The sequence below is a fragment of the Streptomyces sp. NPDC030809 genome (assembly GCF_055572195.1).
Genome location: NZ_JBVIDV010000003.1, coordinates 321,107 through 346,420 on the forward strand (window position 1 = coordinate 321,107; position 25,314 = coordinate 346,420).

Here is a 25,314-nt window from a genome sequence, read left to right on the forward strand (position 1 = left end):
CAGTGTTCCGGTTGAGTGCCTGCCTCGGGCAGGCGCTCACTTTGCAGTGTCGTCGGACGGGCCGGATCGTCGCCGATCCCGCCCCGCCCTCTCGCTCTCGATGAGCTCGTTCAGCCAGCGCACTTCGCGCTCCACGGACTCCATTCCGTGCCGCTGCAGCTCAAGCGTGTAGTCGTCGAGGCGCTCCCGGGTGCGGGCCAGCGAGGCTCGCATCTTCTCCAGGCGCTCCTCAAGCCGGCTCCGGCGGCCTTCGAGCACCCGCATCCGCACTTCGCGTTCGGTCTGGCCGAAGAAGGCGAAGCGGGCGGCGAAGGACTCGTCTTCCCAGGTCTCGGGACCGGTGTGGGACAGGAGCTCTTCGAAGTGCTCCTTACCTTCGGCCGTCAACCGGTAGACGATCTTGGCTCGGCGCCCCGCGAGTGAAGCGGCGAGGGCGTCCTCCGGGGCATTGCCCGGTTCCTCGATCAACCAGCCGTTGGCCACCAGCGTCTTGAGGCACGGGTAGAGGGTTCCGTAGCTGAACGCCCGGAACACCCCCAGCGAGGTATTGAGCCGTTTCCGCAGCTCGTAGCCGTGCATGGGGGATTCGCGGAGCAGTCCGAGGACGGCGAATTCGAGGATCCCGGAGCGTCTGCTCACCGCCGCCTCCTCCTCCGCCCTGGTTCCTTATGCCGAGCTGATGTATCGACTCGATACATCCAGACGATAGAACGGGCTGGATCAAGCAGCAAGGCCGGAGATGGTGACCGGCGTCACATCACCAATTCGTAGGAGGCAAGTTGCCTGATTTGGGGTGAACTTCGGTGCTGCGAGGGTTTTGACCGTGCGTAGTCTGTGCGGCAGACACCGGGGGGAACCGGAACTCAACTGCCGCTTCAGGCGTACCTGCCTGCCCGAGGAGTAGTCGTTCGATGAGCGAGCACCGTCGCAAACCGCCGCAGTCGCAGGGTGGTGGACGCGCCGCGGCCCGCCGGGCTGCGCAGCAGCGTCCCGGTCGCCGAGGAGCGGCCGGACGGGACGTCCCCACCGGGTCGCCCTCGGCCCCCTACGGTCAGACCCCCTACGGGCAGCAGGGCCACGGCGGCCAGGGATACGGCCAGTCCCCCTACGGTCAGGGCGGCTACGGCCAGGACGCGTACGGCCAGGAAGCCGCCCAGGGCGGCCGCGCGGAGGCCCGCCGGGCCGCCCAGCGCGGCGCGGGCGGCCGCCGGCGCGGGGCGGAGCCCCAGGGCCGCGGCGGGCAGGCCGCGGGATCCCGCTTCATCAACTATCCGCGGTCGGACAAGTACGGCTGGAAGCGGTTCGTGCCGAGCTGGAAGCTGGTCGGCGGCACCGCCCTCGGCTTCACGGCCCTGGTGACCGCAGGCGCCGGCATCGCCCTGGCCATGGTGGGCACGCCCAACGAGAAGGACGCGGCGATCGCCCAGAACAACGTCTACTACTGGGCCAACGGCGACCAGATGGCGGCGGTCGGCGGCGAGCGCAACCGCCAGATCGTCCGGATCGAGAAGATCCCGAAGTCCCTGCAGAACGCAGTGATCGCGGCCGAGAACGCCTCGTTCGACACCGACAAGGGCGTCGACCCCATGGGCATCGGCCGCGCCGTCTTCAACATGATGACGGGCGGCGACACGCAGGGTGGTTCCACGATCACCCAGCAGTTCGTGAAGAACACCTACCTGGACTCGGAGCAGACCCTCAAGCGGAAGGTCACCGAGCTCTTCATCTCGATAAAGGTCGGTGCCACGAAGAAGAAGCCCGAGATCATGCAGGGCTATCTGAACACCGCCTACTTCGGCCGCAACGCCTACGGCTGCCAGGCCGCGTCGCAGGCCTACTTCAAGAAGGACTGCGAGGAGCTCGACCCCTCCGAGAGCGCCTTCCTCGCCCAGCTCCTCAAGGGCCCCAACCTCTACAACCCGGACGGCGGCATCGGCTCGGCCGCCACCCCCGAGGCCAACACCGACCGCGCCAAGAAGCGCTGGAAGTGGGTCCTCGACCGGGAGGTCGAGGTCGGCCGCATGACGCAGGAAGAGCGGGCCAAGTACCAGACCTTCCCCAAGCTCCAGCCCTCCGAGCAGGCCCTCGCGCTGACCGGCCAGACCGGCTACCTGGTCGAGACGGCCAAGCAGTACGTCATGAAGAAGCTGGACCTCAAGCCCGAGGACCTCGACCGCGGCGGCTACCGGATCTACACCACCTTCGAGAAGCCCCGGGTGGACGCCCTGGCGAAGGCCGTGGACAAGACCCGCAAGGAGTTCCTGGACGAGAAGGCCCGGCCGCGCACGGACAAGTTCGTGCAGTTCGGCGCCGCTTCGGTGGACACCAGGAGCGGGGCCATCGTCGCCCTGTACGGCGGCGCCGGCTACGACAAGAACCACTTCTCGAACAACGCCAACACCATCGGCGTCCCGGTCGGCTCCACCTGGAAGCCGTACGTCCTGGCCGCCGCGATGGAGTACGGCACGTCGAACTCCGACGGCGAGGGCATCTCGGTCGACAGCAAGTACAACGGCAACGACCTGACGATCATCAAGAACCGCAACGGCGAGCCGCTGCGGTACGCCGACGGCCGCCCCTTCCGGCAGAAGAACGAGAGCCCCACGCAGTACGGCTACGTGACCCTCAACGAGGCGATGGAGAAGTCCATCAACACGCCGTTCGCCCAGCTCGTCTTCGACGTCGGGCACGACAAGGTGCGCAAGGTCGCCGAGGCCACCGGCATCCTCAAGGAATCGATGGACCCGAACGACAACGCCTCGTTCGCCCTCGGCACCTCCACCCCGAGCGCCATCCGCATGGCCGACTCGTACGCCACCTTCGCGGCCTCCGGCACCCACCACGAGCCGTTCTCCGTCACGAAGGTGAGCAAGGACGGCTTGGACCAGCCCGGCTTCGAAGCCCCCGAGGGCGAGAAGGCGATGGACAACGACATCGCGGACAACATCACCAAGGTGCTGCGCAACGTCGTCGAGAACGGCACCGGCACCAAGGTCAAGAAGCTGGGCCGGCCGGCCGCCGGCAAGACCGGCACCACCGACAAGAACAAGTCGGCCTGGTTCGTCGGCTACACCCCCCAGCTGTCGACCGCCGTGACGCTGTTCCGCACCGACCCGAACTCCAAGGACAAGGGACTCATCTCCATGAACGGCACGGGCGACGTCCCGTCCATCCACGGTGGTGACATCCCGGCGGAGATCTGGGTCAACTACATGAAGGACGCCGTCAAGGGCCTTCCCGTGAAGGACTTCCCCGAGGCCGAGGACATCGGCGTCGATGCCGACGCCCTGGGTGCGCCCACCCCGAAGCCCACGCCGACGGCGACCAAGTCGGTGGAGCCCACGCCCAGCGCCACCACGGAGTCCCCCGACCCGACGCCCACCCCCACCCGGGGCGGGAAGCCGACCTGCAAGCCCTGGAAGTGGGACTGCAACACCGACGGCGGCACTGACTCGGGCACGACCACCGGCGCCGACAGCGGAGGCGCAGCCGACGGCGGCACCATCGGCGGGGCCACCCCGACGCCGACCCCGACCAGCACCGGGAAACCGGGCCGCAACGGCGGCACCAACAGCGGACTGATCGGCGGGACCGGCGAGGGCGGCTGATCCCGGACCACCACGGCGGAGGGCCGTCGCACCCCGGTGCGGCGGCCCTCCGCCGCGTTCCGGGTCCGTACGGCAGGATGAGCCCATGACCAAGGTGCACGAGGACCGCCCCGTACTGCCCACCCAGCAGGACGAGGTCGCCGCGGCCGGCAGCGGGCTGCTCGGCGGCCCGCTCGGCAGGTACGCCCGTACCGGCGGCCACTGGCTCACCCCCGTGCGCGTGGTCGTCCTGGTCGCCCTCGGCATGTTCGCCCTGGGCATGGCCCAGAAGGCGCCCTGCTACGACTGGGCCTGGTTCCGCGGAGCCGCCTCCCAGTACACCCACGCCTGCTACTCGGACATCCCGCACCTCTACGTGGCCCGCGGGTTCTCGGACGGCCTCACGCCGTACGTGGACCGCATCCCCGGGGACATGGAGTACCTGGAGTACCCGGTGCTGACCGGGCTCTTCATGGAGTTCGCCTCCTGGCTCACCCCGGGCGGCGGCACCATGCAGCACCGGGAGCAGGTCTACTGGATGGTCAACGTGGGCATGCTGATGGCCTGCGCCGCGGTGATCGCCGTCTGCGTGGCCCGCACCCACCGCCGCCGCCCCTGGGACGGGCTGCTCGTCGCGCTGGCCCCCGCCTTCGCCCTGACCGCGACGATCAACTGGGACCTGCTGGCCGTGGCCCTGACCGCGGCCGCCCTGCTCATGTGGTCCCGGGGCCGCGCCCTCGCCTTCGGCATCCTGCTCGGCCTGGCCACCGCCGCGAAGCTCTACCCCGTGCTGATCCTGGGGCCGCTGCTGGTGCTGTGCTGGCGGGCCGGCACCTGGCGCGCGTACGGGACCGCGCTGGGCGGGGCCGTGGGCGCCTGGCTGCTGGTCAACGTGCCGGTGATGCTGATGGCTCCGCAGGGCTGGAAGAAGTTCTACACCTTCAGCCAGGAGCGGCCGGTGGACTTCGGCTCCTTCTGGCTGATCCTCTCCCAGCGCACCGGTAACCCCCTGGACAACGCCAACACGTACGCCGTCGCGCTGATGCTGCTGTTCGCCGCAGGCATCGCCCTGCTCGCGCTGACCGCCCCCCGGCGGCCTCGCCTCGCCCAGCTGGCCTTCCTCGTCGTGGCCGCGTTCATCCTGACCAACAAGGTCTACTCGCCGCAGTACGTGCTGTGGCTGGTCCCGCTGGCCGCGCTCGCCCGGCCGCGCTGGCGCGACTTCCTGATCTGGCAGGCCGGCGAGACCGCGTACTTCCTCGGCATCTGGCTGTACCTGGCGTACACGACCAGCGGGGACAAGCACCAGGGGCTGCCCCTGGAGGGCTACCAGCTGGCCGTCGCCGCGCACCTGCTGACCACGCTGTACCTGTGCGCGATGGTCGTACGCGACATCCTGCGGCCCGACCGGGACCCGGTCCGCCGGGACGGCAGCGACGACCCCTCCGGCGGGGTCCTCGACGGCGCCCCCGACGTGTTCGTCCTCGGAGACGCCGCGAGGGCGCCGCACGATGCGGCGCCCCCGGAGGCACAGCGGGTGGACTGGGGCCGGCCCTGAACCGGCCCCGCCGGTCCTAGCGGTCGACCAACCGGTCGAACTGCGTGGTGGTGTGCCGCAGGTGGGCCACCAGCTCGTCGCCGACCTTCGGCTCCGTCGCGTCGGCGGGCACGAAGAGGATCGACACCTGCATGTGCGGGGGCTCGGCGAACCAGCGCTGCTTGCCCGCCCACACGTACGGCGACAGGTTGCGGTTGACCGTGGCCAGGCCGGCGCGGGCGACACCCTTGGCCCGAGGCATCACACCGTGCAGGGCCTTCGGAGCCTCCAGGCCCACGCCGTGCGAGGTGCCGCCGGCCACGACGACCAGCCAGCCGTCCGAGGCGGCCTTCTGCTGGCGGTAGCCGAAGCGGTCCCCCTTGGCGACCCGGGTCACGTCCAGCACCGAACCGCGGTACTCGGTCGCATCGTGGTCGCCCAGCCACAGCCGGGTGCCGATCCGGGCCCGGAAGCGGGTCTGCGGGAACTGCTGCTGGAGCCGGACCAGCTCCTCGGCCCGCAGGTGGCTGACGAACATCGTGTGCAGCGGCAGCCGGGCCGCGCGCAGCCGGTCCATCCAGCCGATGACCTCCTCGACGGCGTCCGAGCCGTCCGGGCGGTCCAGCGGCAGGTGCAGGGCGAAGCCCTCCAGCCGGACGTCCTCGATGGCCGAAGCGAGCAGGCCGAGGTCCTGCTCGGAGACGCCGTGCCGCTTCATCGAGCTCATGCACTCGATCACGACCCGGACGCCGACCAGGGCGCGGACCCCGTCGACGGACGAGACGGAACGGATCACCCGGTCCGGCAGCGGCACCGGCTCCTCGCCCCGCCGGAACGGGGTGAGGACCAGCAGGTCGCCGCTGAACATGTCCTTGATCCGGGACGCCTCGTACGTCGTACCCACGGCCAGCACGTCGGCGCCCAGCCGGGTCGCCTCGTCGGCGAGCCGCTCGTGGCTGAAGCCGTATCCGTTGCCCTTGCAGACCGGGATCATCCCCGGGAACTGGTCCAGGACGTGCTTCTGGTGCGCACGCCAGCGCGCGGTGTCGACGTAGAGCGTGAGCGCCATGACGCGGACGGAGCCTTTCTCGAGAAGGGGGTGGAGGGGGTGCGCCCGCCGTCAGCGGCGGGACATGTAGATGTCGAGCGCCTTGTGGAGGAGCTTGTTGAGCGGGAAGTCCCACTCTCCGACGTACTCGACCGCCTCGCCGCCGGTGCCGACCTTGAACTGGATCAGACCGAACAGGTGGTCGTTCTCGTCCAGGGTGTCACTGATGCCGCGCAGGTCGTAGACCCCGGCGCCCAGCGCGTACGCGTCGCGCAGCATGCGCCACTGCATCGCGTTCGAGGGGCGGACCTCGCGCTTGTGGTTGGCCGAGGCGCCGTACGAGTACCAGACGTGCTGGCCGACCGTCAGCATCGTGGCGGCGGCGAGCGGCTCGCCCTCGTGCTTGGCGATGTACAGGCGCATGCGGTTGGGGTCCTCGGAGTTGAGGGCCGTCCACTGGCGCTGGAAGTAGCTGAGCGGGCGCGGGCGGAACTTGTCGCGCTCTGCGGTGATCTCGTACAGGTGCTGCCAGGTGGGCAGGTCCTCGTAACCGCCCTGGACCACCTCGACACCGGCCTTCTCGGCCTTCTTGATGTTGCGGCGCCACAGCTGGTTGAAGCCCTTGAGGACGTCGTCCAGGGAGCGGTTGGCCAGCGGGACCTGGAAGACGTAGCGCGGCTGGACGTCGCCGAAGCCGGCGCCGCCGTCCTCGCCCTGCTGCCAGCCCATGCGGCGGAGCTTGTCCGACACCTCGAAGGCCCGCGGCTCGATGTGGGTGGCCTCCACGTCACGCAGGCGCTTGACCTCGGGATCCTGGATGCCCGCCTTGATGGCGGCGGAGTTCCAGCGGCGGATGACCACCGGCGGGCCCATCTTCACGGTGAACGCGCCCTGGTTCTTCAGGTGGGCCAGCATCGGCTGGAGCCACTCGTCGAGATTGGGGGCGTACCAGTTGATGACCGGGCCCTCGGGGAGGTACGCGAGGTAGCGCTTCACCTTGGGCAGCTGGCGGTACAACACCAGCGCGACACCGACGAGTTCGCCGGACTTGTCGAACCACCCGAGGTTCTCGGAACGCCACTCGTTCTTCACGTCGGCCCATGCCGGGACCTGACAGTGACTCGCCGAGGACAGGCTCTGGATGTAGGCCAGATGCTGCTCTCGGCTGATGGTCCTCAGGGACAGGCTCATGCGGGGTGTCTCCTCCGGCGGCTTCGCTGGGTATGGCGCGAAGCCTACTGCGACAAGGGCGGCACCCATCTGGGGGACGGGCTGCGGAAACTCCGCAGCCCGTCGCACCGCCCCTCGCGGAGGGAGCCCGGTCAGCCCAGAACGCCGCCGAAGAGCCCGCCGTGGGCCATGCCGAGGAAGAAGCCGATGGCCGAGGCTCCGAGCCCGATGATCAGTGCGAAGCGCTCGCGTGTCGTCTCCGAGATGAACTGGCCGTAGGCCCCCGTGAGGATGCCGATCAGACCGGTCCACGAGCTGAGCAGGTGCAGGTTGTGGAAGAACGCCGTGACGAAGGCCACGGCGCCCAGCACCAGGGTCACCGCGAGGAGCGTGTCCTGGAGCGGATGGGGCTTGTGGTCGGTCGAGAGCAGAGAGATGGACTGCTGCGGACGCATTGCCTGTGCCATGAGGGGCACCTCCCGGCGAAGGAGAGACGTGCCGCAGTGCTGCGCCGGCCGCTCCGGCGGCCCTAGCACCGCGCACACCCGATGCATACAGATTGTGGCCCTCCGGTGCCGGATTTCAACCGGAAGGAGGTGAGCAGGTACTCTGTACGGTCTGCGCGGTGTCTGCTCTCAGGCTGCCGTGCAGCACGCATCACGACCCTCCTGCCACGGAACGACCGTGGCCGCTGAGTCCAAAGGAGGTGGGTTCCACATGCGTCACTACGAGGTGATGGTCATCCTCGACCCCGATCTCGAGGAGCGCGCTGTCTCCCCGCTGATCGAGAACTTCCTCTCCGTCGTCCGTGAGGGCAACGGAAAGGTCGAGAAGGTCGACACCTGGGGCCGTCGTCGTCTCGCTTACGAGATCAAGAAGAAGCCCGAGGGCATCTACTCGGTCATCGACCTGCAGGCCGAGCCTGCGGTCGTCAAGGAGCTCGACCGCCAGATGAACCTGAACGAGTCGGTCCTCCGGACCAAGGTCCTCCGTCCCGAGACCCACTGAGCTTCCGGCTCAGAAGTCATCGGGTTCGAGTAGCCAAGCACCAGCAGCCAGCAGCAATCCCCGCCGAGAGGTTCATCCATGGCAGGCGAGACCGTCATCACGGTCGTCGGCAATCTCGTCGACGACCCCGAGCTGCGCTTCACCCCGTCCGGGGCGGCCGTCGCGAAGTTCCGCGTCGCGTCCACCCCGCGCACGTTCGACCGCCAGACCAATGAGTGGAAGGACGGCGAGAGCCTGTTCCTGACCTGCTCGGTGTGGCGCCAGGCGGCTGAGAACGTCGCCGAGTCGCTTCAGCGCGGTATGCGCGTCGTCGTACAGGGCCGGCTCCGCCAGCGCTCGTACGAGGACCGCGACGGAGTCAAGCGCACGGTCTTCGAGCTGGACGTCGAGGAAGTCGGCCCCAGCCTGCGCAACGCCACGGCCAAGGTCACCAAGACCGCCGGCCGCGGTGGTCAGGGTGGCTACGGCGGCGGTGGCGGCCAGCAGGGCGGTGGCGGCGGCTGGGGCGGAGCCCCCAGCGGCGGTGGCCAGCAGGGCGGCGGAGCTCCCTCCGACGACCCCTGGGCCTCCAGCGCGCCGGCCGGTGGCCAGCAGGGCGGCGGGGGCGGCTGGGGTGGAAACTCCGGCGGCTCCGGCGGCGGCTACTCGGACGAGCCGCCCTTCTAGGGCAGCCCGTTCCCCACTTCTTGATCACACAGGAGAAACACCATGGCGAAGCCGCCTGTGCGCAAGCCTAAGAAGAAGGTCTGCGCGTTCTGCAAGGACAAGACCGCGTACGTGGACTACAAGGACACGAACATGCTGCGGAAGTTCATTTCCGACCGCGGCAAGATCCGTGCCCGTCGCGTGACCGGCAACTGCACGCAGCACCAGCGTGACGTCGCCACGGCCGTCAAGAACAGCCGTGAGATGGCGCTGCTGCCCTACACGTCCACCGCGCGATAAGGGAAGGGTGACCGAACAATGAAGATCATCCTGACCCACGAGGTCTCTGGCCTCGGCACCGCCGGCGACGTCGTTGACGTCAAGGACGGCTACGCTCGCAACTACCTGGTCCCGCGTGGTTTCGCGATCCGCTGGACCAAGGGTGGCGAGAAGGACGTGGCGCAGATCCGCCGCGCCCGCAAGATCCACGAGATCGCGACCATCGAGCAGGCCAACGAGGTCAAGGCCAAGCTCGAGGGCCTGAAGGTCCGCCTGGCCACCCGCTCGGGTGACGCCGGCCGCCTCTTCGGCTCCGTGACCCCGGCCGACATCGCCACGGCGATCGAGTCCTCCGGTGGCCCGAAGGTCGACAAGCGTCGCGTGGAGCTGGGCTCCCCGATCAAGACCCTCGGTTCGCACCAGGTCTCCGTGCGTCTGCACGCTGAGGTCGTGGCGCAGCTGGGCGTCGAGGTCGTCGCTGCCTAAGGCTGTACGGGAAGGGCCGCACCCCCGAGGGGGTGCGGCCCTTTCGCATGTCCGGGGGTCGTGTTTCACGTGAAACGTCGCCCGTGCTTCGCCTGAAGCGTCGGCCGAGGATGTGTTTCACGTGAAACGTCCGTGCCCGGCCCCGCGGGGTGGTGTTTCACGTGAAACGTCGGTCAGCGGCTGGCGCCGGTGACCAGCCAGCGGCCCGAGCGGGCCCGGAGCTGGAGGGTGGCCATGCGGACCAGCATCATCAGGGTCATGGCCCACCACAGGGTGGTGAGCCCGCCCCCGACCACAGGGACGAGCAGGGCGGCCGGGGCGAACACGGCCAGGGTCACGAGCATGGCCCGGGCCAGGTAGGGGCCGTCACCCGCCCCCATCAGCACCCCGTCGAGGACGAAGACGATGCCGCAGACGGGCTGGGAGACCGCCACCACGAGCAGGGCGGGCAGGAGCGCGTCCCGTACCACCGGATCGCCCGTGAAGAGCGGGATGAACAGCGGGCGGGTCAGGACGACCAGGATGCCCAGCACCGCGCCCGAGACGATTCCCCACTGGACCATGCGCCGGCAGACCGCCCGGGCGCCTTCGGTGTCCCCGGCTCCCAGGTAGCGGCCGATGATGGCCTGCCCGGCGATGGCGATCGCGTCCAGGGCGAACGCGAGCAGGCTCCACAGGGACAGCAGGATCTGGTGGGCCGCGATGTCCGCGTCGCCGAGCCGGGCCGCCACCGCGGTGGCGATCATGAGGACGGCCCGCAGGGACAGGGTGCGGACCAGCAGCGGGGCGCCCGCCTGGGCGCAGGCCCGGATGCCGGCCGCGTCCGGACGCAGGGAGGCCCCGTGGCGGCGGGCTCCGCGGACGACCACGGCCAGGTAGACGCCGGCCATGGCGCACTGGGCGATGACCGTGCCCCAGGCGGATCCGGCGATGCCCAGTCCGGCGCCGTAGACGAGTCCGATGTTGAGGGCCGCGTTGGCGGTGAAGCCACCGAGTGCCACGTAGAGCGGTGTACGGGTGTCCTGGAGGCCGCGGAGCACGCCGGTGGCGGCCAGGACCACGAGCATGGCCGGGATGCCGAGGGCGGCGATCCGGAGGTACTCGACGGCGTAGGGGGCGGCGGTGCCGGAGGCGCCGAACAGGGAGACCAGGGCGGGCGCGGTGGGCAGAATGGCGGCCACCACGGCGGCGCCGAGCAGCAGGGCGAGCCAGATGCCGTCCATGCCCTGCCGGATCGCGGCCTGGAGGTCCCCCGCGCCGACCCGGCGGGAGACGGCGGCGGTGGTCGCATAGGCCAGGAAGACGAAGACGCTCACGGCGGTGGTGAGGAGGGCCGCGGCGATGCCGAGGCCGGCCAGCTGGGCCGTCCCGAGGTGGCCGACGACGGCGCTGTCGGCCATGACGAAGAGGGGCTCGGCGACGAGCGCGCCGAACGCGGGCACGGCGAGCGCGAAGATCTCGCGGTCGTGCTTCCGGAGGGCGGTCTGCGGTCTGGCGGGGGCCTGTGTCATGGGGGCAGTCTCATCTTCCACAGGTAATGGGCGCAATCACATTACATCTATTACTTTAGCTTCGGTTGACAGCTCGTTCGGGCGCCGTTCGCGAGGATCTTGAGGGATCCGTGCAAGTTTTTCTTCCCCACAGGTCGTGGATGGAGAAAGTGCAGGTCAGGCACGTGGAGGGGGGTGGCGTGAGATTTTGTCCACAGTGCCGTCCCCCGGTCCGTACACAGGAAGGAGTGAGTTACCCACAGACTTCCGGGCTTCGTCCACACGGCCTGTGGATAACAAGATTGGCTGACGGTGCCCGCAGCCCTACCGTGGACCGGCGCCCCGACGCGCCGAGTGTGGATTCGGGCGCCCCAATTGTCAGAGCCGTGTCGTAGAAAGAGTGCCACGGCGAGGTCCGCGTGGCGGACGGGAGGAGGTGGCCGGTGAGCATCGCCGAGCCCATGGACGACCCCTGGGCCGACGCCGGTCCCGGTGACCGTCTGCCCGTCACCCGCTCCCGCCGCGGCGAAGGCGGAAGCCGGCGCGGCGAGGACCAGCGCGACGGCAACGGCTCGTGGGAAGGCGGCGGCGCCTTCGAACGCGTACCCCCCCAGGACCTCGACGCAGAGCAGTCCGTCCTCGGCGGCATGCTCCTCTCCAAGGACGCCATCGCAGACGTCGTCGAGGTCCTCAAGGGACACGACTTCTACCGGCCCTCCCACGAGACCATCTACCAGGCCATCCTCGACCTGTACGCCAAGGGCGAGCCCGCCGACCCCATCACCGTCGGCGCCGAGCTGACCCGGCGCGGCGAGATCAGCAAGGTCGGCGGCGCCGCATACCTACACACCCTCGTGCAGTCCGTGCCCACCGCCGCGAACGCCGAGTACTACGCGGAGATCGTCCACGAACGGGCCGTCCTGCGCCGACTCGTCGCCGCCGGTACGAAGATCACGCAGATGGGCTATGCCGCCGACGGAGACGTCGACGAGATCGTCAACAGCGCCCAGGCGGAGATCTACGCCGTCACCGAGCAGCGGACCTCCGAGGACTACCTGCCGCTCGGCGACATCATGGAAGGCGCGCTCGACGAGATCGAGGCCATCGGCTCGCGCAGCGGCCAGATGTCAGGGGTCCCCACCGGGTTCACCGACCTCGATTCGCTCACCAACGGCCTGCACCCCGGCCAGATGATCGTCATCGCGGCCCGTCCCGCGATGGGCAAGTCCACCCTGGCCCTCGACTTCGCCCGGGCCTGCTCCATCAAGAGCAACCTGCCCAGCGTGATCTTCTCCCTCGAAATGGGGCGCAACGAGATCGCGATGCGCCTGCTGTCGGCCGAGGCCCGGGTGGCCCTGCACCACATGCGCTCCGGCACGATGACGGACGAGGACTGGACCCGGCTCGCGCGCCGCATGCCGGACGTCTCCGCGGCCCCGCTCTACATCGACGACTCCCCGAACCTGTCGATGATGGAGATCCGCGCCAAGTGCCGCCGGCTCAAGCAGCGCAACGACCTCCAGCTCGTGGTGATCGACTACCTCCAGCTGATGCAGTCCGGCGGCGCCCGGCGGCCCGAGAGCCGACAGCAGGAAGTCTCGGACATGTCCCGTAACCTCAAGCTCCTCGCCAAGGAGCTCGAGGTGCCGGTGATCGCGCTGTCCCAGCTGAACCGTGGCCCCGAGCAGCGCACGGACAAGAAGCCGATGGTCTCCGACCTGCGTGAGTCCGGCTCCATCGAGCAGGACGCCGACATGGTGATCCTGCTGCACCGCGAGGACGCGTACGAGAAGGAGTCACCGCGCGCCGGTGAGGCCGACCTGATCGTCGCGAAGCACCGCAACGGCCCGACGGCGACCATCACGGTCGCCTTCCAGGGCCACTACTCCCGCTTCGTGGACATGGCCAACACCTGATCCGGCCCCGCGGGGCGCGGTCCGGAATCCGGATGATCCGGGCATCGGGAAGTGCGAAGCTGCGGGCATGACTTCCGTACCTGAAGAGCTTCTTCCCGGGACCCGCCGGGGTCTGCTGCACCGCCTTGCCGTCGCCCAGTCCGAGGGGCGGGCCCCGTCCGTGGTCGCGGCCGTCGCGCGGGACGGGCGGATCGTGTGGGAGGGCGCGCGCACCTCGGTTGAGGGGCACGGCCCGGACGGCGATGTGCAGTACCGGGTGGGCTCGATCACGAAGACGTTCACGGCAGTTCTGGTGCTGCGGCTGCGCGACGAGGGGCTGCTGAGCCTGTCCGATCCGCTGGAGAAGCACCTGCCCGGGACGGGGGCGGGTGAGGTGACCGTCGCCCAGCTGCTGTGCCACAGCGCCGGACTGGCGGCGGAGACCCCCGGGGAGTGGTGGGAGCGGTCGTCGAGCACCCTGCGGCCGGGTTTTGCGGAGGTGCTGGGCGAGGAGCCGTTCCGGCACGAGCCCGGCCGCCGGTTCCACTACTCCAACCCGGGGTACACGCTGCTGGGCTCCCTGGTGGAGGCCGTGCGGGGGCGTCCGTGGGCGGAGGTGCTGCAGGCGGAGGTGCTGGACCCGCTGGGGCTGGACCGTACGAGCGTGCAGCCGCAGGCCCCGCATGCAGGGGGCTGGGCGGTGCACCCGTGGGCGGACGTGCTGATGCCGGAGCCGCTGGAGGACCTGGGGCTGATGGCGCCGGCGGGCCAGCTGTGGTCGACGGCCCGGGACCTGGCGCGGTTCGCGCTGTTCCTCGCCCGTGGGGACGAGCGGGTGCTGGGTGCGGAGAGCGTGCGGGAGATGCGTACGCCTGCGGTGGCGCCGGAGGCGGGGGTCCCCGGGGCCGGCTACGGGCTGGGGCTCCAGCTGCTGGACGCGGGCGGGCGGGCCATGGCGGGGCACGGGGGTTCGCTGCCCGGTTTCGTGGCGGGCCTGTGGTTCAGCGAGGCGGACGATGCGGCCGCGGTGGTGCTGGCCAACTGCACCACGGCGCTGCCCGCGTCCACGGTCGCCGTGGACCTGGTGCGGATCCTGGCGGAGGCGGAGCCCCGGCTGCCGGAGCCCTGGCGGCCGCTGCCGGAGGCCGAGGCCGATCCGGAGGTGATCGCACTGACCGGTCCCTGGTACTGGGGGACTTCGGCGAACCTTCTGAGGCTGCTGCCCGGCGGGGAGTTGGATCTGAGCCCGGTGGGGGCCACCGGCCGCGGGGCTCGCTTCCGGGCGGAGGCGGACGGCACCTGGACGGGGCTGAACGGCTACTACGCGGGTGAGACGCTGCGCGTGGTGCGGCGTCCCGACGGTTCGGTGAGCCATCTGGACCTCGGCTCGTTCTTCTTCACGCGGGAGCCGTACGATCCGCAGGCTCCGGTGCCGGGCGGCGTGGACCCGCAGGGCTGGCGGGGTCTGGACGTGTGAGCCGAGGGGGGCGGGGCCGCAGGGTTCCCGTCCCTGCGGCTGCGGTGCGGGGGCGGGGTGTCAGGCGACGAGTTCGCGCTCCAGCGGGGTGCGGAAGCGGGGGGTGACCCGGGCCGGGCCCAGCCAGGCGGTGAGGGCTTCGGCCTCGGCGGCCACGGCTGCGGCCGCCGCCCGGCCGCGGTCGGCGAGGAGCCGCCAGACGAGTTCCCCGTCGGGCCGCTGCGCCCACCCGCCGATGATCTCGCCGTTCCACCACACGGTGGGGCCGATGTTGCCGGCCCGGTCGAACAGGGCGGACCGGTGCGCGGGGTCGAGGTGGAATCCGCGGTCGGCCCAGCCCATGGCGCTCGGGTCGAGGCCGGGCAGCAGGGCTGCCCACGGCTCGGGGGCGGCGACGGGGGCGGTGTCCCCGGGGGCCACCAGGGCGGTGCTGCCGTCGTCGAGGCGGACCTGTTCGGGTCCTGCGGCGGCCAGGGCCTTGCGGACGTCGGTGAGGGTCCAGCCGGTCCACCACTTGAGGTCGGCTTCGGTGGCCGGTCCGTATGCGAAGAGCCAGCGCCTGGCGAGCTCGGCGCGCGCGTCTTCGGCCGGGAGAGCGGGCCAGGGATCGGTGTGGGTCCAGTGGAACTGGCTGGAGGTCCAGGTCCCGCGCGGCCGGTCGCGGCGGATCCGGCCGTCGGCGGCGAGCAGCCGGATCACCCGGGTGGCGACGCCGGTCCGGGTCTCGTTCCTCGTCCCGCGGCCGATGGTGATCTTCGTGCGGAGCAGGGGGATGGCGGCGGAGAGCCGGCTGCCGGTGGCGGGGCCGTGCTCGTCGAGGGTGGTGAGGACGGCTTCCTCGGCGCGGGCCAGCCACTGTGCGTCGAGGCCCTGGCCGTCGTCGGCGAGGTGCTTGAGGAGGGCGCGGCGTTCTTTGGCGGCGATCGCGCGGGCGGTGGAGGAGTCCACGTACGGGGCGAGTGCGGTGGAGACGGCGAACAGGGTGTTGCGCATGCTGAGGAGCCGGACCACGGTGTGCTGTTCGTAGAACTCCTCTTCGATTGCCGTGGGGTCGGCGCCGGTGCGGGCCCGGGCGGAGAGGAAGACGGTGGCGGCGTCGGTGGCATGGAGGGCGACCACGGAGTCCGCTGCTTCGGCGACGGTGGCGGCGCGGGCCGAGGGGGCCAGGCGGTGGCGGATGCCGATGCGGTTGCGGCGGTCGGCGGTGCTGATCCCGATGGGACGGCTCATGTCCGGATCGTAGGGCGCGGATCGCTGATCCGGCCGGGCGGGCGGCCGGGCGGGTCGGCCCGGGTGCGGGCCGGCCCGCCCGTGGCGGGGCCTCGGATGCTCAGCCTGCGGCGACGGTGAGGGGGGCGAAGCGGCGGGTCCGGTCGCCCGGCAGGCGGGGGATGCCGTGTGCCATCACTGCGTTGAAGGCGACGGACTCCAGGCCGCGGTCTTTGAACCAGTCGATCAGTTCCTCGTGCCGGACGTCGATGTCGGTGCGCAGGGGCCGGTCCGTGCGGGTGGCGAGGGCGGTGACCAGGGCCTGGGCCGTGGCGGTGTCCTGGGCGATGAGGGGGCCCACGACGTGCGTCTTCATGTTGGGCCAGGCGGCGGTGTAGCCGATGAGGGTTCCCCGGGGGTCTTCGGCGACCAGGATCAGGTCTGCGAAGGAGGGCAGGCGGGTGAGCAGGTGGGTGCGGTCCTCGCCGAACACCTCGCGGTCGAGCCGGAGGATGGCGGGCAGGTCTCCTGCGACGGCGGGCCGTACGCCGGCTGCGGTCCCGGTGTGTGCTTCCTCGTCTTCGGGGCGGGGGGCGAACTGCCCGCAGAGCATCTCGGCCTGCCCGATGACCTTGAAGCCGAGTTCTTCGTAGAGCGGCTGCCCGTTGGGGGTGGCGTGGAGGGTGACCGGTACGGGTGCCAGTGCCTCGCACACGTGGGTCATGAGCCGTCGGCCGAGTCCCTGTCGGGCGTACCGTTGGGCGACGAGCACCATGCCGATGGCCGTGAGGGCGGGGCCGGCCGGGGAGTCCCCGTACGAGGTCACCACGCACGCGGCGGCCAGGCCCTGTCCGTCGGGAGCGTCGATGCCGTATCCGGTTCCCGCGCTGAGGAGCAGTCCCCACTTGTGGTCTTCCCGCGGCCAGCCGCGGTCCTCGGAGAGGTCGGCGCAGTGGGAGAGGTCCTGCAGGGTCAGCGGGCGGATGGAGAGAGCGGTGAGGTGAGGTGAGGGCACGGGCCCAGCCTGGATGAACGGCGTGGGGGCGTCCACCAGATTTCGCCATCCTGGCCTCGTGTTTCACGTGAAACCTCCTGATGTTTCACGTGAAACACCGGGAGGTTGTTTCACGTGAAACACGCATTAGCCTCGTCTGTCATGACGGCACTGCACCTCTTCGACCTGGACGGCACGCTCATGTACGGGTCGGCCGCACCGGTGGAGATCTCCCGGCAGTTGGGGCTGGAGGCGGAGATCGCCGAGCTGGAGCGGCAGTTCAGTGCCCGTACGGTGGGTCCCCCCGAGTTCGCCCGGCGGTTGCGGGAGATGTGGGCCGGTCTGACCGAGGAGCATGTCCGGGCGGCGTTCGACGGAGCTCCGTGGCTCGCCGGGATCCGGGAGGTCTGGCAGGAGATCCGGGAGCGCGGGGAGTACTGCGCCGTGATCTCGCTGTCCCCGTCCTTCTTTGTGGAGCGGCTACTGGACTGGGGCGTCCATGCGGCGCACGGTTCCGTCTTCCCGCCCGTCCCCTTCACGCAGCCCGTCGACCTGTCGGGCATCCTCACCCCGGCGCGCAAGGCCGAGGTGGCGGAGCGGCTCTGCAGGCGCTTCGGGGTGTCCCTCCGGGATTGCGTGGCCTACGGGGATTCGATGACCGACGCCGTGCTCTTCGAGGCGGTGCCCGTCTCCGTGGCGGTCAACGCCAGGCCGGCCCTGGCTGCCGCTGCGACCCACGTGTACGAGGGGAGGGACCTCCGGGAGGCGTACGCACTGGCGCGCACGGATCGGGGCTTCCCGGAAAGCAGCGGTAGATCTTAGGGGAATCACGGCCGGGAAACGCTGGATTTCCGCTATTCGCCCATGGTCTCGCCACTGAGTGCCATGCTGCGAAAACCCGGAACCACGGATATGAGGCCGTGGCGGGCGCCTACCGACCGAGATGCTCGAAGCGAGGCACCGTATGGACGCTCCGCCCACCAAGCCGGCCAGACGCCTGGCCCAGATACGTCCGGTGGGTCCCGCGGCGGGCAGGTCCACCCCCGCGAGCAAGACCGCAGGCACCGCCCCGCCGCCGGCGGCCTCCCTGCCCCAGCAGGCCGGGCCGACCGGGCTCCCGTCCGCCCCGGACTCTGTGAAGGAGCAGCCCTCGGACCCCGCCGGGACCCCGGCCGGAGCTCCGGCCGCCTCGGCGAGCGTGTCCGAGCCCTCCCCCGATGCCCTGCTGGTGCGGCGGACCCTGACCGAGATCGCGCCGATCGCCGACAAGGTGACCTCGTATTTCTACGCGCTCGTGTTCACGGGGCATCCGGACCTCCGGGAGATGTTCCCGGCGGCGATGGACGTGCAGCGGGACCGGCTGCTGAAGGCGCTGCTGACCGCCGCCGAGCACATCGACAACCCGCAGGTCCTCGCCCCGTACCTGCGCCGTCTCGGCGGGGGGCACCGCAAGTACGGCACCCGTCCCGAGCACTACCCGGCCGTCGGCGAGGCCCTCATCGGGGCGCTGTCCCGGTATGCCACCAAGACCTGGGGTCCCGAGGCCGAAGCCGCCTGGGTGCGGGCGTACACCGCCATCTCGCAGATCATGATCGATGCGGCTGCGGAGCAGGAGGGGAAGTCGCCCGCCTGGTGGCAGGCCGAGGTGGTCTCCCACGACCTGCGCACCTCGGACATCGCGGTGATCACCGTCCGGCCGGATCAGCCGTATCCGTTCCTGGCCGGGCAGTACGCGAGCCTGGAGACACCGTGGTGGCCGCGGGTCTGGCGGCACTACTCGTTCGCCTCGGCGCCGCGCGCGGACGGGCTGCTGTCCTTCCACGTGAAGGCCGTGCCGGCAGGCTGGGTGTCGAACGCCCTGGTGCGGCACGCCCGGCCCGGTGACGTGATCAAGCTCGGGCCGCCCGCCGGTTCGATGGTGGTCGACCACAGCACCGAGAACGGGATGCTGTGCCTGGGCGGCGGTACGGGCATCGCGCCCATCAAGGCCCTGATCGAGGACGTGGCCGAGCACGGCGAGCGGCGTCCCGTGGAGGTGTTCTACGGGGCGCGCACCGATGTGGACCTGTACGACATCGACACCCTGCTGGGTCTGCAGAGGTCGCACTCGTGGCTTTCGGTGCGGCCGGTGGTCTCCCAGGGGCTCACCGGTCAGCTGCCGCAGGCGGTGGGGGAGCACGGGCCGTGGAACTCGTACGACGCGTACATCTCCGGCCCGCCGGGGCTGATCCGCAGCGGGGTGGACGCGCTGAAGCGGATCGGGATCCCGGGGGAGCGGATCCGGCACGATGCGGTGGAGGAGCTGGTGGGCCTGGCGAGCTGAGCGGCCGGTCCCGGGCCCGTGGCGGGCCCGGGACCGGGCTCAGCCCAGGTCGGAGGCGTGCATGGCGCGGACGCCCTCGATGTTGCCGTCGAGGTAGTGCCGCAGGGAGAGCGGGACGAGGTGCACGGCTGCGATGCCGACCCGGCTGAAGGGGATCCGGACGATCTCGTACTCCCCTTCGGGGTGGTCCACTTCGGGGCCGTGCCGCAGGGCGGGGTCCATGGATTCGAGCCGGCACACGAAGAAGTGCTGCACCTTGACGCCGGTCACGCCGCCGGCGGCGATGTGTTCGACGGTGTCGACGAAGCAGGGCACGACATCGGTGATCTTCGCGCCGAGTTCCTCGTGCACCTCGCGGTGCAGGGCGTCGACGACGGTGGCGTCCCCGGGCTCCACTCCCCCGCCGGGAGTCAGCCAGTAGGGATCGACGCCGGGCTTGGTCCGTTTGATGAGGATGAGGTCTTCACCGTCGAGCAGGATGGCGCGGGCGGTGCGTTTGACCACGGGACGTTCGGTCATGGGAGAAGAGTGGCCCGGTGCTCCCCTTCTGAAACTCCTCCGGGGGGCCGGGTGGGGGCCGCTCACCAGTCGGCGGCCGCCTTGAGCAGCAGTTCGTGGGCCCGGGCCAGGTGCGGATGGCCGAGTGTGCCGGCGCGTACGGCCAGGAAGTAGGAACGCAGCGGCGCCACCGGCGGCTCCAGCAGGGCCACGACGCGGCCCGTGCGCAGTGCCCCTTCGCACAGGTAGCGGGGAAGTACGGCGAGGCCGCCGCCTGCGGCCGCGCATTCGAGCACACCCCGCAGGTCGGGGACGACGGCCGAGGCGGTGACGGCGGACGGGGTGTCGAAGACCTCGGTCCAGTACCGGGAGACCAGGGGCAGCGATTCGTGGACCTCGACCACGGGGATGCCGTTCAGGGCGGCCGGTCCGCGGTCGCGGAGTGCCGCCGGGTCCACCAGGGCGGCCCAGTACGGCGCGGCGACCAGGACGTGCTCCTCGTCGCAGAGCACGGCGGAGGTGAAGAGTTCGCCGCGTGGCCGGGCGGTGGTGACGACGAGGTCGTGGTGTCCGGCTGCGAGCCCGTCCAGGGCTTCTTCCGCGCCGGCGGGCATCGCGGTGCGCAGCATCTGTCCCTGGGCGGTCAGGGGGGTGAGGGCGGGCAGGACCCGGAGGGAGAGGAATTCGGGGGGTCCGGCGAGGTGGAGGGTGCGCAGTCCGGCGCCCGGGTCGCGTTCCGTTTCGGTGATCTCCAAGAGCGCGTCGAGGTGCGGGGCGGCCTTGTGGGCGAGCTCGTCCCCGACGGCGGTGGGGGTCACTCCGCGGGCGCGGCGTACGAACAGGGGTCGGCCGAGGCGGCGTTCGAGAAGGCGGATCTGCGAGGTCACGGCGGGCTGGGAGAGGCCGAGCAGGGCGGCGGCTCTGGTGAAGGAGCCGGCCCGGTGGACGGCGACGAAGGTGCGCAGCAGGGCCAGATCCATGACTGCCCCTTTCGGCAGGTCTCGTCCCGGCTCCCACTATAAATATGTCGATAGGTCTCTGTCGTTAGCGTGATTGGACTCTGACGCAGAGTCAACTAGCCTTGACCGCGTGGTTCTTCGCGCGCGGAACCCGGGACGGTCCGAGCCATGAGGGGGGAGGTTCGGACCGTCCTTCCTGCGTAGCCGGGGTACGTCGCCCGGCGGGGGTGCCTACGCGGGCGGCTTTGCTGCCCGGTCGAGGGCCCTCAGGACGTCCTCGGTCAGGTCCTCGGTGTCCTCGGCGCCCGCGGAGAAGCGGATGAACCCTTCCGGTACGGCGTCCCCGCCCCAGCGGCCGCGGCGTTCGGCGGTGGAGCGCACGCCGCCGAAGCTGGTGGCGTCCTCGACGAGTTCCAGGGCGGTGAGGAAGCGTTCGGCGTGTGCGCGGTCGGGCAGGGTGAAGGAGACCACGCTGCCGTGGGTGCGCATCTGGCGGGACGCGACGGCGTGGGAGGGGTCGCCGGGCAGTCCGGGGTAGCGCAGGCCGGTCACCTCGGGCCGGCCGGTCAGGGCTTCGGCCACGGCGAGGGCGTTGGCGCACTGGCGCTGCCCCCGCAGCTGGAGGGTGGCCAGGGAGCGGTGGGCGAGCCAGGCTTCCATGGGACCGGGAATCGCTCCGACGATCTTGCGCCAGAGTCGGACGCGGGCGGCGAGCTCGGGGGTGCGGCAGACCACGTAGCCGAGCAGCAGGTCGCCGTGGCCGGTGAGGCCCTTGGTGCCGCTGGCCACGGCGAAGTCGGCGCCGAGTTCCAGGGGGCGCTGGCCGAGGGGGGTGGCGAGGGTGTTGTCCACGGCGACGAGGGTCCCGCCGCGGTGCGCGGCCTCGGCGAGACGGCGGATGTCGCACACGTCGAGCCCGGGATTGGACGGGCTTTCGAGCCACAGCATGCGGGCCCCGTCGAGCAGGGCGAGCTGGGCGTCGCCGCCGGTGGGTGCGGTGCGTACGCGGACTCCGTACTCCTCCAGCTGTGCCCGGACGAGGGGGAGGGCCTGGTAGCCGTCGTCGGGGAGGACGACGGTGTCGCCGGCGGCGGCGTGGGAGAGGAGGACGGCGGAGACGGCGGCCATGCCGGAGGCGAAGACCACGGTGGCGGCGCCGGGGAGGCCGGGGGCTTCGAGCTCCCCGATGGCCCGTTCCAGGAGGGTCCAGGTGGGGTTGGTGTCGCGGCCGTAGGTGTAGGGGCCCTCGACCTCGCCGGGGAGGTGGTAGTGGGCGGCGAACACCGGGCCGGGCAGGGTGGGTTCGTTCTTGGCGGGCTCGGGCAGTCCGGCGCGTACCGCGCGGGTGCCGTCGCCGTGGGGCCGGGTCTGCGGCGTGGCGGGCGTGGGGTCATTGGGGTCATTCATGGGCGTCCGGGTCCTCCCCCAGTGCGGTGCGGAGGGCGGCCAGCAGTCCGGTGCCGGCCGCCTCCACCATGTCCAGGCATTCCTCGAAGCCGTCGAGTCCGCCGTAGTAGGGGTCGGGGACGTCCTGGCCGTCGGCTGCGGGGTCGTACGAGCGCAGGAGCCGGACCTTGGCGGCGTCCTGCGGGGTGGGTGCGAGGCTGCGCAGGGCTCGGAGGTGGCCGGAGTCGAGGGCTATGACGAGGTCGAGGCCGGCGAACCAGGAGCTCCGGAACTGCCGGGCCCGGTGGCGCTGGGGGTAGCCGGCCTTCTCCAGGACGGACACGGTCCGCGGGTCGGCGGGGTCGCCCTCGTGCCAGCCGCCGGTGCCGGCGCTGTCCACCGCGACGAGGTGGGCGAGGCCGGCTTCGGCGACCTGCGCGCGGAAGACGGCCTCGGCCATGGGGGAGCGGCAGATGTTGCCGGTGCAGACGAAGCAGATGCGGTACACGGCCTGCCCGTTCAGTCCTTGTCGGGGAGGACCAGGTTCAGGGCCCAGGAGACGATGCTGATGATGAGGGCGCCCAGTACGGCGATCCAGAAGCCGTCCACGTGGAAGGTGAGGCCCCACTTCTCGGCCAGCCACGAGGTCAGCATCAGCATGAGGGCGTTCACGACGAGGGTGAACAGGCCCAGGGTCAGGATGAACAGGGGGAGCGACAGCAGTTTGACGATCGGCTTCACGATCAGGTTGACCAGGCCGAAGATCAGGGCGACCAGGACGAGGGACAGGGCCCGGTCGCCGAGGCTGCTGCCGTCGTCGAGGGTGATTCCCGGAACCAGCCAGATGGCGGCGGCGAGGGCGGCCGCATTGGCGAGCGTCTTGACTACGAAATTCGTCATGTGTCTGATCGTGGCAGAGAAGATCCGTGTACGACATCGGCAGAAAGCCGGAACCCGGATGGATACGAGGGGCAGCACAGCGATGAAGGTTTTCCGGCTGGACGATCTGGATGCGGAGCGCGCCGCGAACGAGGGTGCGTACCTGCAGTTCCTGCGGGAGCGGAACATGTCGGTCGGGCTGTACGCACTGGATGCGGGGCAGAGCGATCCGCAGCAGCCGCATCGGGAGGACGAGGTGTACGTGGTGGTCAGCGGGCGGGGTTCGATCACGGTCGGGGAGGAGACGACGATGGTGGCCCGGGGCAGCGTGGTCTATGTGCCGGCGGGGGTGCCGCACCGCTTCCACCACATCTCCGAGGACTTGAAGGTGCTCGTGGTCTTTTCTCCGCCGGAGGGCTCCTGACCTGCGGGTCTGTCGGGCTCTCCGCCTCGGGGTGGGGGTTTTCGGGGCGTTTCCCTTAGGGGCTGGATCAGGGGACTCCAAGGGATCCGGAGCCCCCGCCCGGCCCGTGCGGCTCCTAGCATCGGAGGCAGGAGAAACGGGCAAGACGAACCGGGAGAGGCAGAAGAAAATGGACGGGTTCCGAGAGACTTTCGCAGCCATGCCGTGGTGGGTGAAGTGGGTCGGCATTCCTGTGATTGCCCTGTTCGTCTTCGGCGGGATGATCACCTCACTGCTGAGCACGCTCATCGGATTCGCTTTCAATGTGCTGCTGTTCGCGGCGCTCGTGGGCGGACTGGTCTACCTGGTGAAGACGTTCGGCGGCGGGAAGTCGAAGGCCTCGCGAAGCGACTGGTAGGAGCCTCGGGTAACGGTCGCCCCATGCGAGTGTCGCTTTAACTCTCCCGGGGGACCGAGTGGGGCCAAACCCCCCGCACGTCAGGAATCGGCGGATACAGTGGCAATCTATGCCGTCCCCTGGGTGTTCTGACCGGTGATGCTGCGTTGACCTGCAGTTCTGTCAGCACGATCGGGCATCGACCCCGAAGACCCCGAGATCCCGGGACGCGGCAGACGCGGGGGCGGACCCCGCGGGTGGGTCGCCCCGATGGCCCGCCGCCACGCCTGGGGGTGAGCTGTGCCAGCAGTTGACAACGCCGCCGTGCCGACCCTGATCGGTTCGGTGCAGCGGGCCCTGAGACTGCTCGAAGCGGTCGGGGCCCACGGCGACGGCGCCCCCGCGAAACAGCTGGCCCGCGAGGCCGGCCTCCCGCTGCCCACCGCGTACCACCTGCTGCGCACCCTCACGCACGAGGGCTATCTGCGCAGGGTGGGCGGGGTGTTCGTGCTCGGGGACGCCGCCGGGCGGCTGGCGGGCGGCGGAGCGCAGCAGAAACGTCGCAGCATGATCCTCGATTCCCTGGCGCACTTCCGCGACGTGATCGGGGCGCCCGTCTATTTCGCGGTCTACCGCGAGGGGGAGATCGAGGTGGTCGGGGTGTCCGACAGCCCGGCCGCCCCCGCGGTGGAGGAGTGGGCGGACTTCCGCGAGACCGGGCACGCCCACGCCATCGGCCAGTGCCTGCTGGGCCAGCTCGACGAGAAGGCCCGGCGGGACTACTACGACCGCCACCCCGTGCAGGCCGTCACCCCGTACACCGTGCGCGACATGCAGGCGCTGGAGCGGCGGATCGCCTCGCTGGAGCGGATGCAGCCGGTGATCGAGCGTCAGGAATACGCCCTCGGCACGGTGTGCGCCGCCATCCCGATCACCGCCGGCGATGCGGCGGCGACCATGGCCATTTCTCTCCCCTTGCATCAGCAGGACCGATTGCTCTGTGTGGTCGATCGGCTACGGAGTGAAGTAGGCGCGCTGTTGAGCACCCTCTCGTTCTCTATCAGTATCTGAAAACTCACTCCTTGTGATCTGCTACCGCTTCCACCACGATTGTCAAGGGGGACCCGGGGGGTCAATCCTGGCCACTTCCACATACAGCGGGGTAGGCAATGCGCGAGTCGGTACAGGCAGAGGTCATGATGAGCTTTCTCGTCTCGGAGGAGCTCTCGTTCCGGATCCCGGTGGAGCTCCGGTACGACGCTCGTGACCCCTTCGCAGTCCGCCTGACCTTCCACCTTCCCGGAGATGCGCCCGTCACCTGGGCCTTCGGCCGGGAACTCCTCCTCGACGGCATCAACAAGCCATGCGGCGACGGCGATGTGCACATCGCCCCCACCGATCCCGAAGACCTGTCAGACGTCCACATCCGCCTCCAGGTCGGCAGCGACCGGGCCCTGTTCCGGGCCAGCGCCGCTCCGCTGGTCGCCTTCCTCGACCGGACCGACCGGCTGGTGCCGCTCGGCCAGGAGCGCAACCTCGGAGACTTCGAGCAGCACCTCGACGAGGCCCTCGACCGGATCCTCGCCGAGAACCGGCAGAACGAGCAGAACAGCGCCTGACGGCACGGACCCGGTCGCGGGTCCG

The 25,314-nt window shown here is 70.4% G+C and carries 26 protein-coding genes; 14 read left to right on the forward strand and 12 right to left on the reverse strand.

Features of this window, described 5'->3' with window-relative positions; genetic code table 11:
- Positions 1-36: 36 nt before the first annotated feature.
- On the reverse strand, positions 37-639 hold the full coding sequence (locus tag ACZ407_RS06170) for a PadR family transcriptional regulator (protein WP_468125884.1): 603 nt from the start codon (positions 637-639) through the stop codon (positions 37-39).
- A 272-nt stretch (positions 640-911) separates the two neighbouring features.
- On the opposite strand from ACZ407_RS06170, the gene ACZ407_RS06175 reads away from it, so the two are divergent.
- Complete coding sequence (locus ACZ407_RS06175) at positions 912-3,608, forward strand: transglycosylase domain-containing protein (RefSeq protein WP_468125886.1); 2,697 nt, start codon at positions 912-914, stop codon at positions 3,606-3,608.
- An 85-nt stretch (positions 3,609-3,693) separates the two neighbouring features.
- Positions 3,694-5,145, forward strand: coding sequence for a glycosyltransferase family 87 protein (locus ACZ407_RS06180; protein WP_468125888.1), 1,452 nt, complete (start codon positions 3,694-3,696; stop codon positions 5,143-5,145).
- 16 nt (positions 5,146-5,161) lie between these two features.
- Here the strand turns inward: ACZ407_RS06180 and ACZ407_RS06185 are convergent, their stop codons facing one another.
- From ACZ407_RS06185 to ACZ407_RS06195, 3 genes are all read right to left on the reverse strand, one after another.
- Complete coding sequence (locus tag ACZ407_RS06185; RefSeq protein ID WP_468125890.1) at positions 5,162-6,193, reverse strand: alanine racemase; 1,032 nt, start codon at positions 6,191-6,193, stop codon at positions 5,162-5,164.
- A gap of 51 nt (positions 6,194-6,244) precedes the next feature.
- Positions 6,245-7,363: a lipid II:glycine glycyltransferase FemX gene (locus ACZ407_RS06190; RefSeq protein ID WP_468125892.1), complete on the reverse strand. Its 1,119-nt coding sequence runs from the start codon at positions 7,361-7,363 to the stop codon at positions 6,245-6,247.
- Between the two features lie 131 nt (positions 7,364-7,494).
- Entirely contained in the window at positions 7,495-7,809 is a 315-nt protein-coding gene (locus ACZ407_RS06195) for a hypothetical protein (protein WP_468125894.1), read from the reverse strand.
- 250 nt (positions 7,810-8,059) lie between these two features.
- On the opposite strand from ACZ407_RS06195, the gene rpsF reads away from it, so the two are divergent.
- The 4 genes from rpsF (at position 8,060) to rplI (ending at position 9,760) form a co-directional block, all read left to right on the forward strand.
- The gene (gene rpsF / locus ACZ407_RS06200; RefSeq protein ID WP_004950685.1) at positions 8,060-8,350 is read left to right on the forward strand and encodes a 30S ribosomal protein S6; all 291 of its coding nucleotides are present in this window, start codon (positions 8,060-8,062) and stop codon (positions 8,348-8,350) included.
- 78 nt (positions 8,351-8,428) lie between these two features.
- Positions 8,429-9,016, forward strand: coding sequence for a single-stranded DNA-binding protein (locus ACZ407_RS06205; protein WP_468125896.1), 588 nt, complete (start codon positions 8,429-8,431; stop codon positions 9,014-9,016).
- A gap of 42 nt (positions 9,017-9,058) precedes the next feature.
- Positions 9,059-9,295 carry a 30S ribosomal protein S18 gene (gene rpsR, locus ACZ407_RS06210; protein ID WP_005315025.1) on the forward strand — a complete coding sequence of 79 codons (237 nt, stop codon included), beginning with the start codon at positions 9,059-9,061 and terminating at the stop codon, positions 9,293-9,295.
- A gap of 18 nt (positions 9,296-9,313) precedes the next feature.
- Positions 9,314-9,760, forward strand: coding sequence for a 50S ribosomal protein L9 (gene rplI, locus ACZ407_RS06215; RefSeq protein WP_468125898.1), 447 nt, complete (start codon positions 9,314-9,316; stop codon positions 9,758-9,760).
- Positions 9,761-9,933: 173 nt separating this feature from the next.
- Here the strand turns inward: rplI and ACZ407_RS06220 are convergent, their stop codons facing one another.
- Positions 9,934-11,271, reverse strand: coding sequence for an MATE family efflux transporter (locus ACZ407_RS06220; protein ID WP_468125900.1), 1,338 nt, complete (start codon positions 11,269-11,271; stop codon positions 9,934-9,936).
- 422 nt (positions 11,272-11,693) lie between these two features.
- Here ACZ407_RS06220 and dnaB point away from each other — a divergent pair, with 422 nt between their 5' ends.
- Both dnaB and ACZ407_RS06230 read left to right on the forward strand, forming a co-directional pair.
- Positions 11,694-13,166 carry a replicative DNA helicase gene (dnaB, locus tag ACZ407_RS06225; protein WP_468125902.1) on the forward strand — a complete coding sequence of 491 codons (1,473 nt, stop codon included), beginning with the start codon at positions 11,694-11,696 and terminating at the stop codon, positions 13,164-13,166.
- A gap of 67 nt (positions 13,167-13,233) precedes the next feature.
- Positions 13,234-14,622: a serine hydrolase domain-containing protein gene (locus ACZ407_RS06230; protein ID WP_468125904.1), complete on the forward strand. Its 1,389-nt coding sequence runs from the start codon at positions 13,234-13,236 to the stop codon at positions 14,620-14,622.
- Between the two features lie 60 nt (positions 14,623-14,682).
- Here ACZ407_RS06230 and ACZ407_RS06235 read toward each other — a convergent pair whose 3' ends face one another.
- Positions 14,683-15,852: a winged helix DNA-binding domain-containing protein gene (locus tag ACZ407_RS06235; RefSeq protein WP_468125906.1), complete on the reverse strand. Its 1,170-nt coding sequence runs from the start codon at positions 15,850-15,852 to the stop codon at positions 14,683-14,685.
- Between the two features lie 100 nt (positions 15,853-15,952).
- Complete coding sequence (locus ACZ407_RS06240) at positions 15,953-16,846, reverse strand: GNAT family N-acetyltransferase (RefSeq protein WP_468125908.1); 894 nt, start codon at positions 16,844-16,846, stop codon at positions 15,953-15,955.
- 141 nt (positions 16,847-16,987) lie between these two features.
- On the opposite strand from ACZ407_RS06240, the gene ACZ407_RS06245 reads away from it, so the two are divergent.
- Positions 16,988-17,647, forward strand: coding sequence for an HAD family hydrolase (locus ACZ407_RS06245; RefSeq protein WP_468125910.1), 660 nt, complete (start codon positions 16,988-16,990; stop codon positions 17,645-17,647).
- Between the two features lie 121 nt (positions 17,648-17,768).
- Positions 17,769-19,148: a globin domain-containing protein gene (locus tag ACZ407_RS06250; RefSeq protein WP_468125912.1), complete on the forward strand. Its 1,380-nt coding sequence runs from the start codon at positions 17,769-17,771 to the stop codon at positions 19,146-19,148.
- 39 nt (positions 19,149-19,187) lie between these two features.
- Here ACZ407_RS06250 and ACZ407_RS06255 read toward each other — a convergent pair whose 3' ends face one another.
- The 5 genes from ACZ407_RS06255 to ACZ407_RS06275 all read right to left on the reverse strand — a co-directional run bounded on the left by ACZ407_RS06255 (position 19,188) and on the right by ACZ407_RS06275 (position 22,891).
- A complete protein-coding gene (locus ACZ407_RS06255; protein ID WP_468125914.1) occupies positions 19,188-19,667 on the reverse strand; it encodes an NUDIX domain-containing protein in 480 nt (159 codons plus the stop codon).
- A gap of 62 nt (positions 19,668-19,729) precedes the next feature.
- Positions 19,730-20,626, reverse strand: coding sequence for a LysR family transcriptional regulator (locus ACZ407_RS06260; protein WP_468125916.1), 897 nt, complete (start codon positions 20,624-20,626; stop codon positions 19,730-19,732).
- Positions 20,627-20,836: 210 nt separating this feature from the next.
- Positions 20,837-22,012 carry a cystathionine gamma-lyase gene (locus ACZ407_RS06265; protein WP_468125918.1) on the reverse strand — a complete coding sequence of 392 codons (1,176 nt, stop codon included), beginning with the start codon at positions 22,010-22,012 and terminating at the stop codon, positions 20,837-20,839.
- Positions 22,005-22,499 (reverse strand): low molecular weight protein-tyrosine-phosphatase, encoded by a 495-nt coding sequence (locus ACZ407_RS06270; RefSeq protein WP_468125920.1) that lies wholly within the window; start codon positions 22,497-22,499, stop codon positions 22,005-22,007. The genes ACZ407_RS06265 and ACZ407_RS06270 overlap by 8 nt, the downstream gene beginning before the upstream one ends.
- A gap of 11 nt (positions 22,500-22,510) precedes the next feature.
- Positions 22,511-22,891, reverse strand: coding sequence for a phage holin family protein (locus tag ACZ407_RS06275; RefSeq protein ID WP_468125922.1), 381 nt, complete (start codon positions 22,889-22,891; stop codon positions 22,511-22,513).
- Between the two features lie 82 nt (positions 22,892-22,973).
- Here ACZ407_RS06275 and ACZ407_RS06280 point away from each other — a divergent pair, with 82 nt between their 5' ends.
- From ACZ407_RS06280 to ACZ407_RS06295, 4 genes are all read left to right on the forward strand, one after another.
- Complete coding sequence (locus tag ACZ407_RS06280; protein WP_468125924.1) at positions 22,974-23,294, forward strand: cupin domain-containing protein; 321 nt, start codon at positions 22,974-22,976, stop codon at positions 23,292-23,294.
- Between the two features lie 169 nt (positions 23,295-23,463).
- Entirely contained in the window at positions 23,464-23,691 is a 228-nt protein-coding gene (locus ACZ407_RS06285; protein ID WP_468125926.1) for a DUF5326 family protein, read from the forward strand.
- A gap of 303 nt (positions 23,692-23,994) precedes the next feature.
- Complete coding sequence (locus ACZ407_RS06290) at positions 23,995-24,741, forward strand: IclR family transcriptional regulator (protein ID WP_468125928.1); 747 nt, start codon at positions 23,995-23,997, stop codon at positions 24,739-24,741.
- A 98-nt stretch (positions 24,742-24,839) separates the two neighbouring features.
- On the forward strand, positions 24,840-25,289 hold the full coding sequence (locus ACZ407_RS06295) for an SsgA family sporulation/cell division regulator (protein WP_468125930.1): 450 nt from the start codon (positions 24,840-24,842) through the stop codon (positions 25,287-25,289).
- Positions 25,290-25,314 lie beyond the last annotated feature (25 nt).

What these genes read in the sequence shown, in the direction of transcription:
- rpsR (WP_005315025.1), top strand. Translation starts at nt 9,059, where the DNA reads ATGGCGAAGCCGCCTGTGCGCAAGCCTAAGAAGAAGGTCTGCGCGTTC.
- ACZ407_RS06250 (WP_468125912.1), top strand. Translation starts at nt 17,769, where the DNA reads ATGCTCGAAGCGAGGCACCGTATGGACGCTCCGCCCACCAAGCCGGCC.
- ACZ407_RS06245 (WP_468125910.1), top strand. Translation starts at nt 16,988, where the DNA reads ATGACGGCACTGCACCTCTTCGACCTGGACGGCACGCTCATGTACGGG.
- ACZ407_RS06205 (WP_468125896.1), top strand. Translation starts at nt 8,429, where the DNA reads ATGGCAGGCGAGACCGTCATCACGGTCGTCGGCAATCTCGTCGACGAC.
- ACZ407_RS06185 (WP_468125890.1), bottom strand. Translation starts at nt 6,193, where the DNA reads ATGGCGCTCACGCTCTACGTCGACACCGCGCGCTGGCGTGCGCACCAG.
- ACZ407_RS06195 (WP_468125894.1), bottom strand. Translation starts at nt 7,809, where the DNA reads ATGGCACAGGCAATGCGTCCGCAGCAGTCCATCTCTCTGCTCTCGACC.
- ACZ407_RS06275 (WP_468125922.1), bottom strand. Translation starts at nt 22,891, where the DNA reads ATGACGAATTTCGTAGTCAAGACGCTCGCCAATGCGGCCGCCCTCGCC.
- ACZ407_RS06235 (WP_468125906.1), bottom strand. Translation starts at nt 15,852, where the DNA reads ATGAGCCGTCCCATCGGGATCAGCACCGCCGACCGCCGCAACCGCATC.
- ACZ407_RS06285 (WP_468125926.1), top strand. Translation starts at nt 23,464, where the DNA reads ATGGACGGGTTCCGAGAGACTTTCGCAGCCATGCCGTGGTGGGTGAAG.
- rpsF (WP_004950685.1), top strand. Translation starts at nt 8,060, where the DNA reads ATGCGTCACTACGAGGTGATGGTCATCCTCGACCCCGATCTCGAGGAG.
- ACZ407_RS06280 (WP_468125924.1), top strand. Translation starts at nt 22,974, where the DNA reads ATGAAGGTTTTCCGGCTGGACGATCTGGATGCGGAGCGCGCCGCGAAC.
- ACZ407_RS06265 (WP_468125918.1), bottom strand. Translation starts at nt 22,012, where the DNA reads ATGAATGACCCCAATGACCCCACGCCCGCCACGCCGCAGACCCGGCCC.
- ACZ407_RS06190 (WP_468125892.1), bottom strand. Translation starts at nt 7,363, where the DNA reads ATGAGCCTGTCCCTGAGGACCATCAGCCGAGAGCAGCATCTGGCCTAC.
- ACZ407_RS06220 (WP_468125900.1), bottom strand. Translation starts at nt 11,271, where the DNA reads ATGACACAGGCCCCCGCCAGACCGCAGACCGCCCTCCGGAAGCACGAC.
- ACZ407_RS06295 (WP_468125930.1), top strand. Translation starts at nt 24,840, where the DNA reads ATGCGCGAGTCGGTACAGGCAGAGGTCATGATGAGCTTTCTCGTCTCG.
- ACZ407_RS06255 (WP_468125914.1), bottom strand. Translation starts at nt 19,667, where the DNA reads ATGACCGAACGTCCCGTGGTCAAACGCACCGCCCGCGCCATCCTGCTC.
- ACZ407_RS06175 (WP_468125886.1), top strand. Translation starts at nt 912, where the DNA reads ATGAGCGAGCACCGTCGCAAACCGCCGCAGTCGCAGGGTGGTGGACGC.
- ACZ407_RS06230 (WP_468125904.1), top strand. Translation starts at nt 13,234, where the DNA reads ATGACTTCCGTACCTGAAGAGCTTCTTCCCGGGACCCGCCGGGGTCTG.
- ACZ407_RS06260 (WP_468125916.1), bottom strand. Translation starts at nt 20,626, where the DNA reads ATGGATCTGGCCCTGCTGCGCACCTTCGTCGCCGTCCACCGGGCCGGC.
- rplI (WP_468125898.1), top strand. Translation starts at nt 9,314, where the DNA reads ATGAAGATCATCCTGACCCACGAGGTCTCTGGCCTCGGCACCGCCGGC.
- ACZ407_RS06180 (WP_468125888.1), top strand. Translation starts at nt 3,694, where the DNA reads ATGACCAAGGTGCACGAGGACCGCCCCGTACTGCCCACCCAGCAGGAC.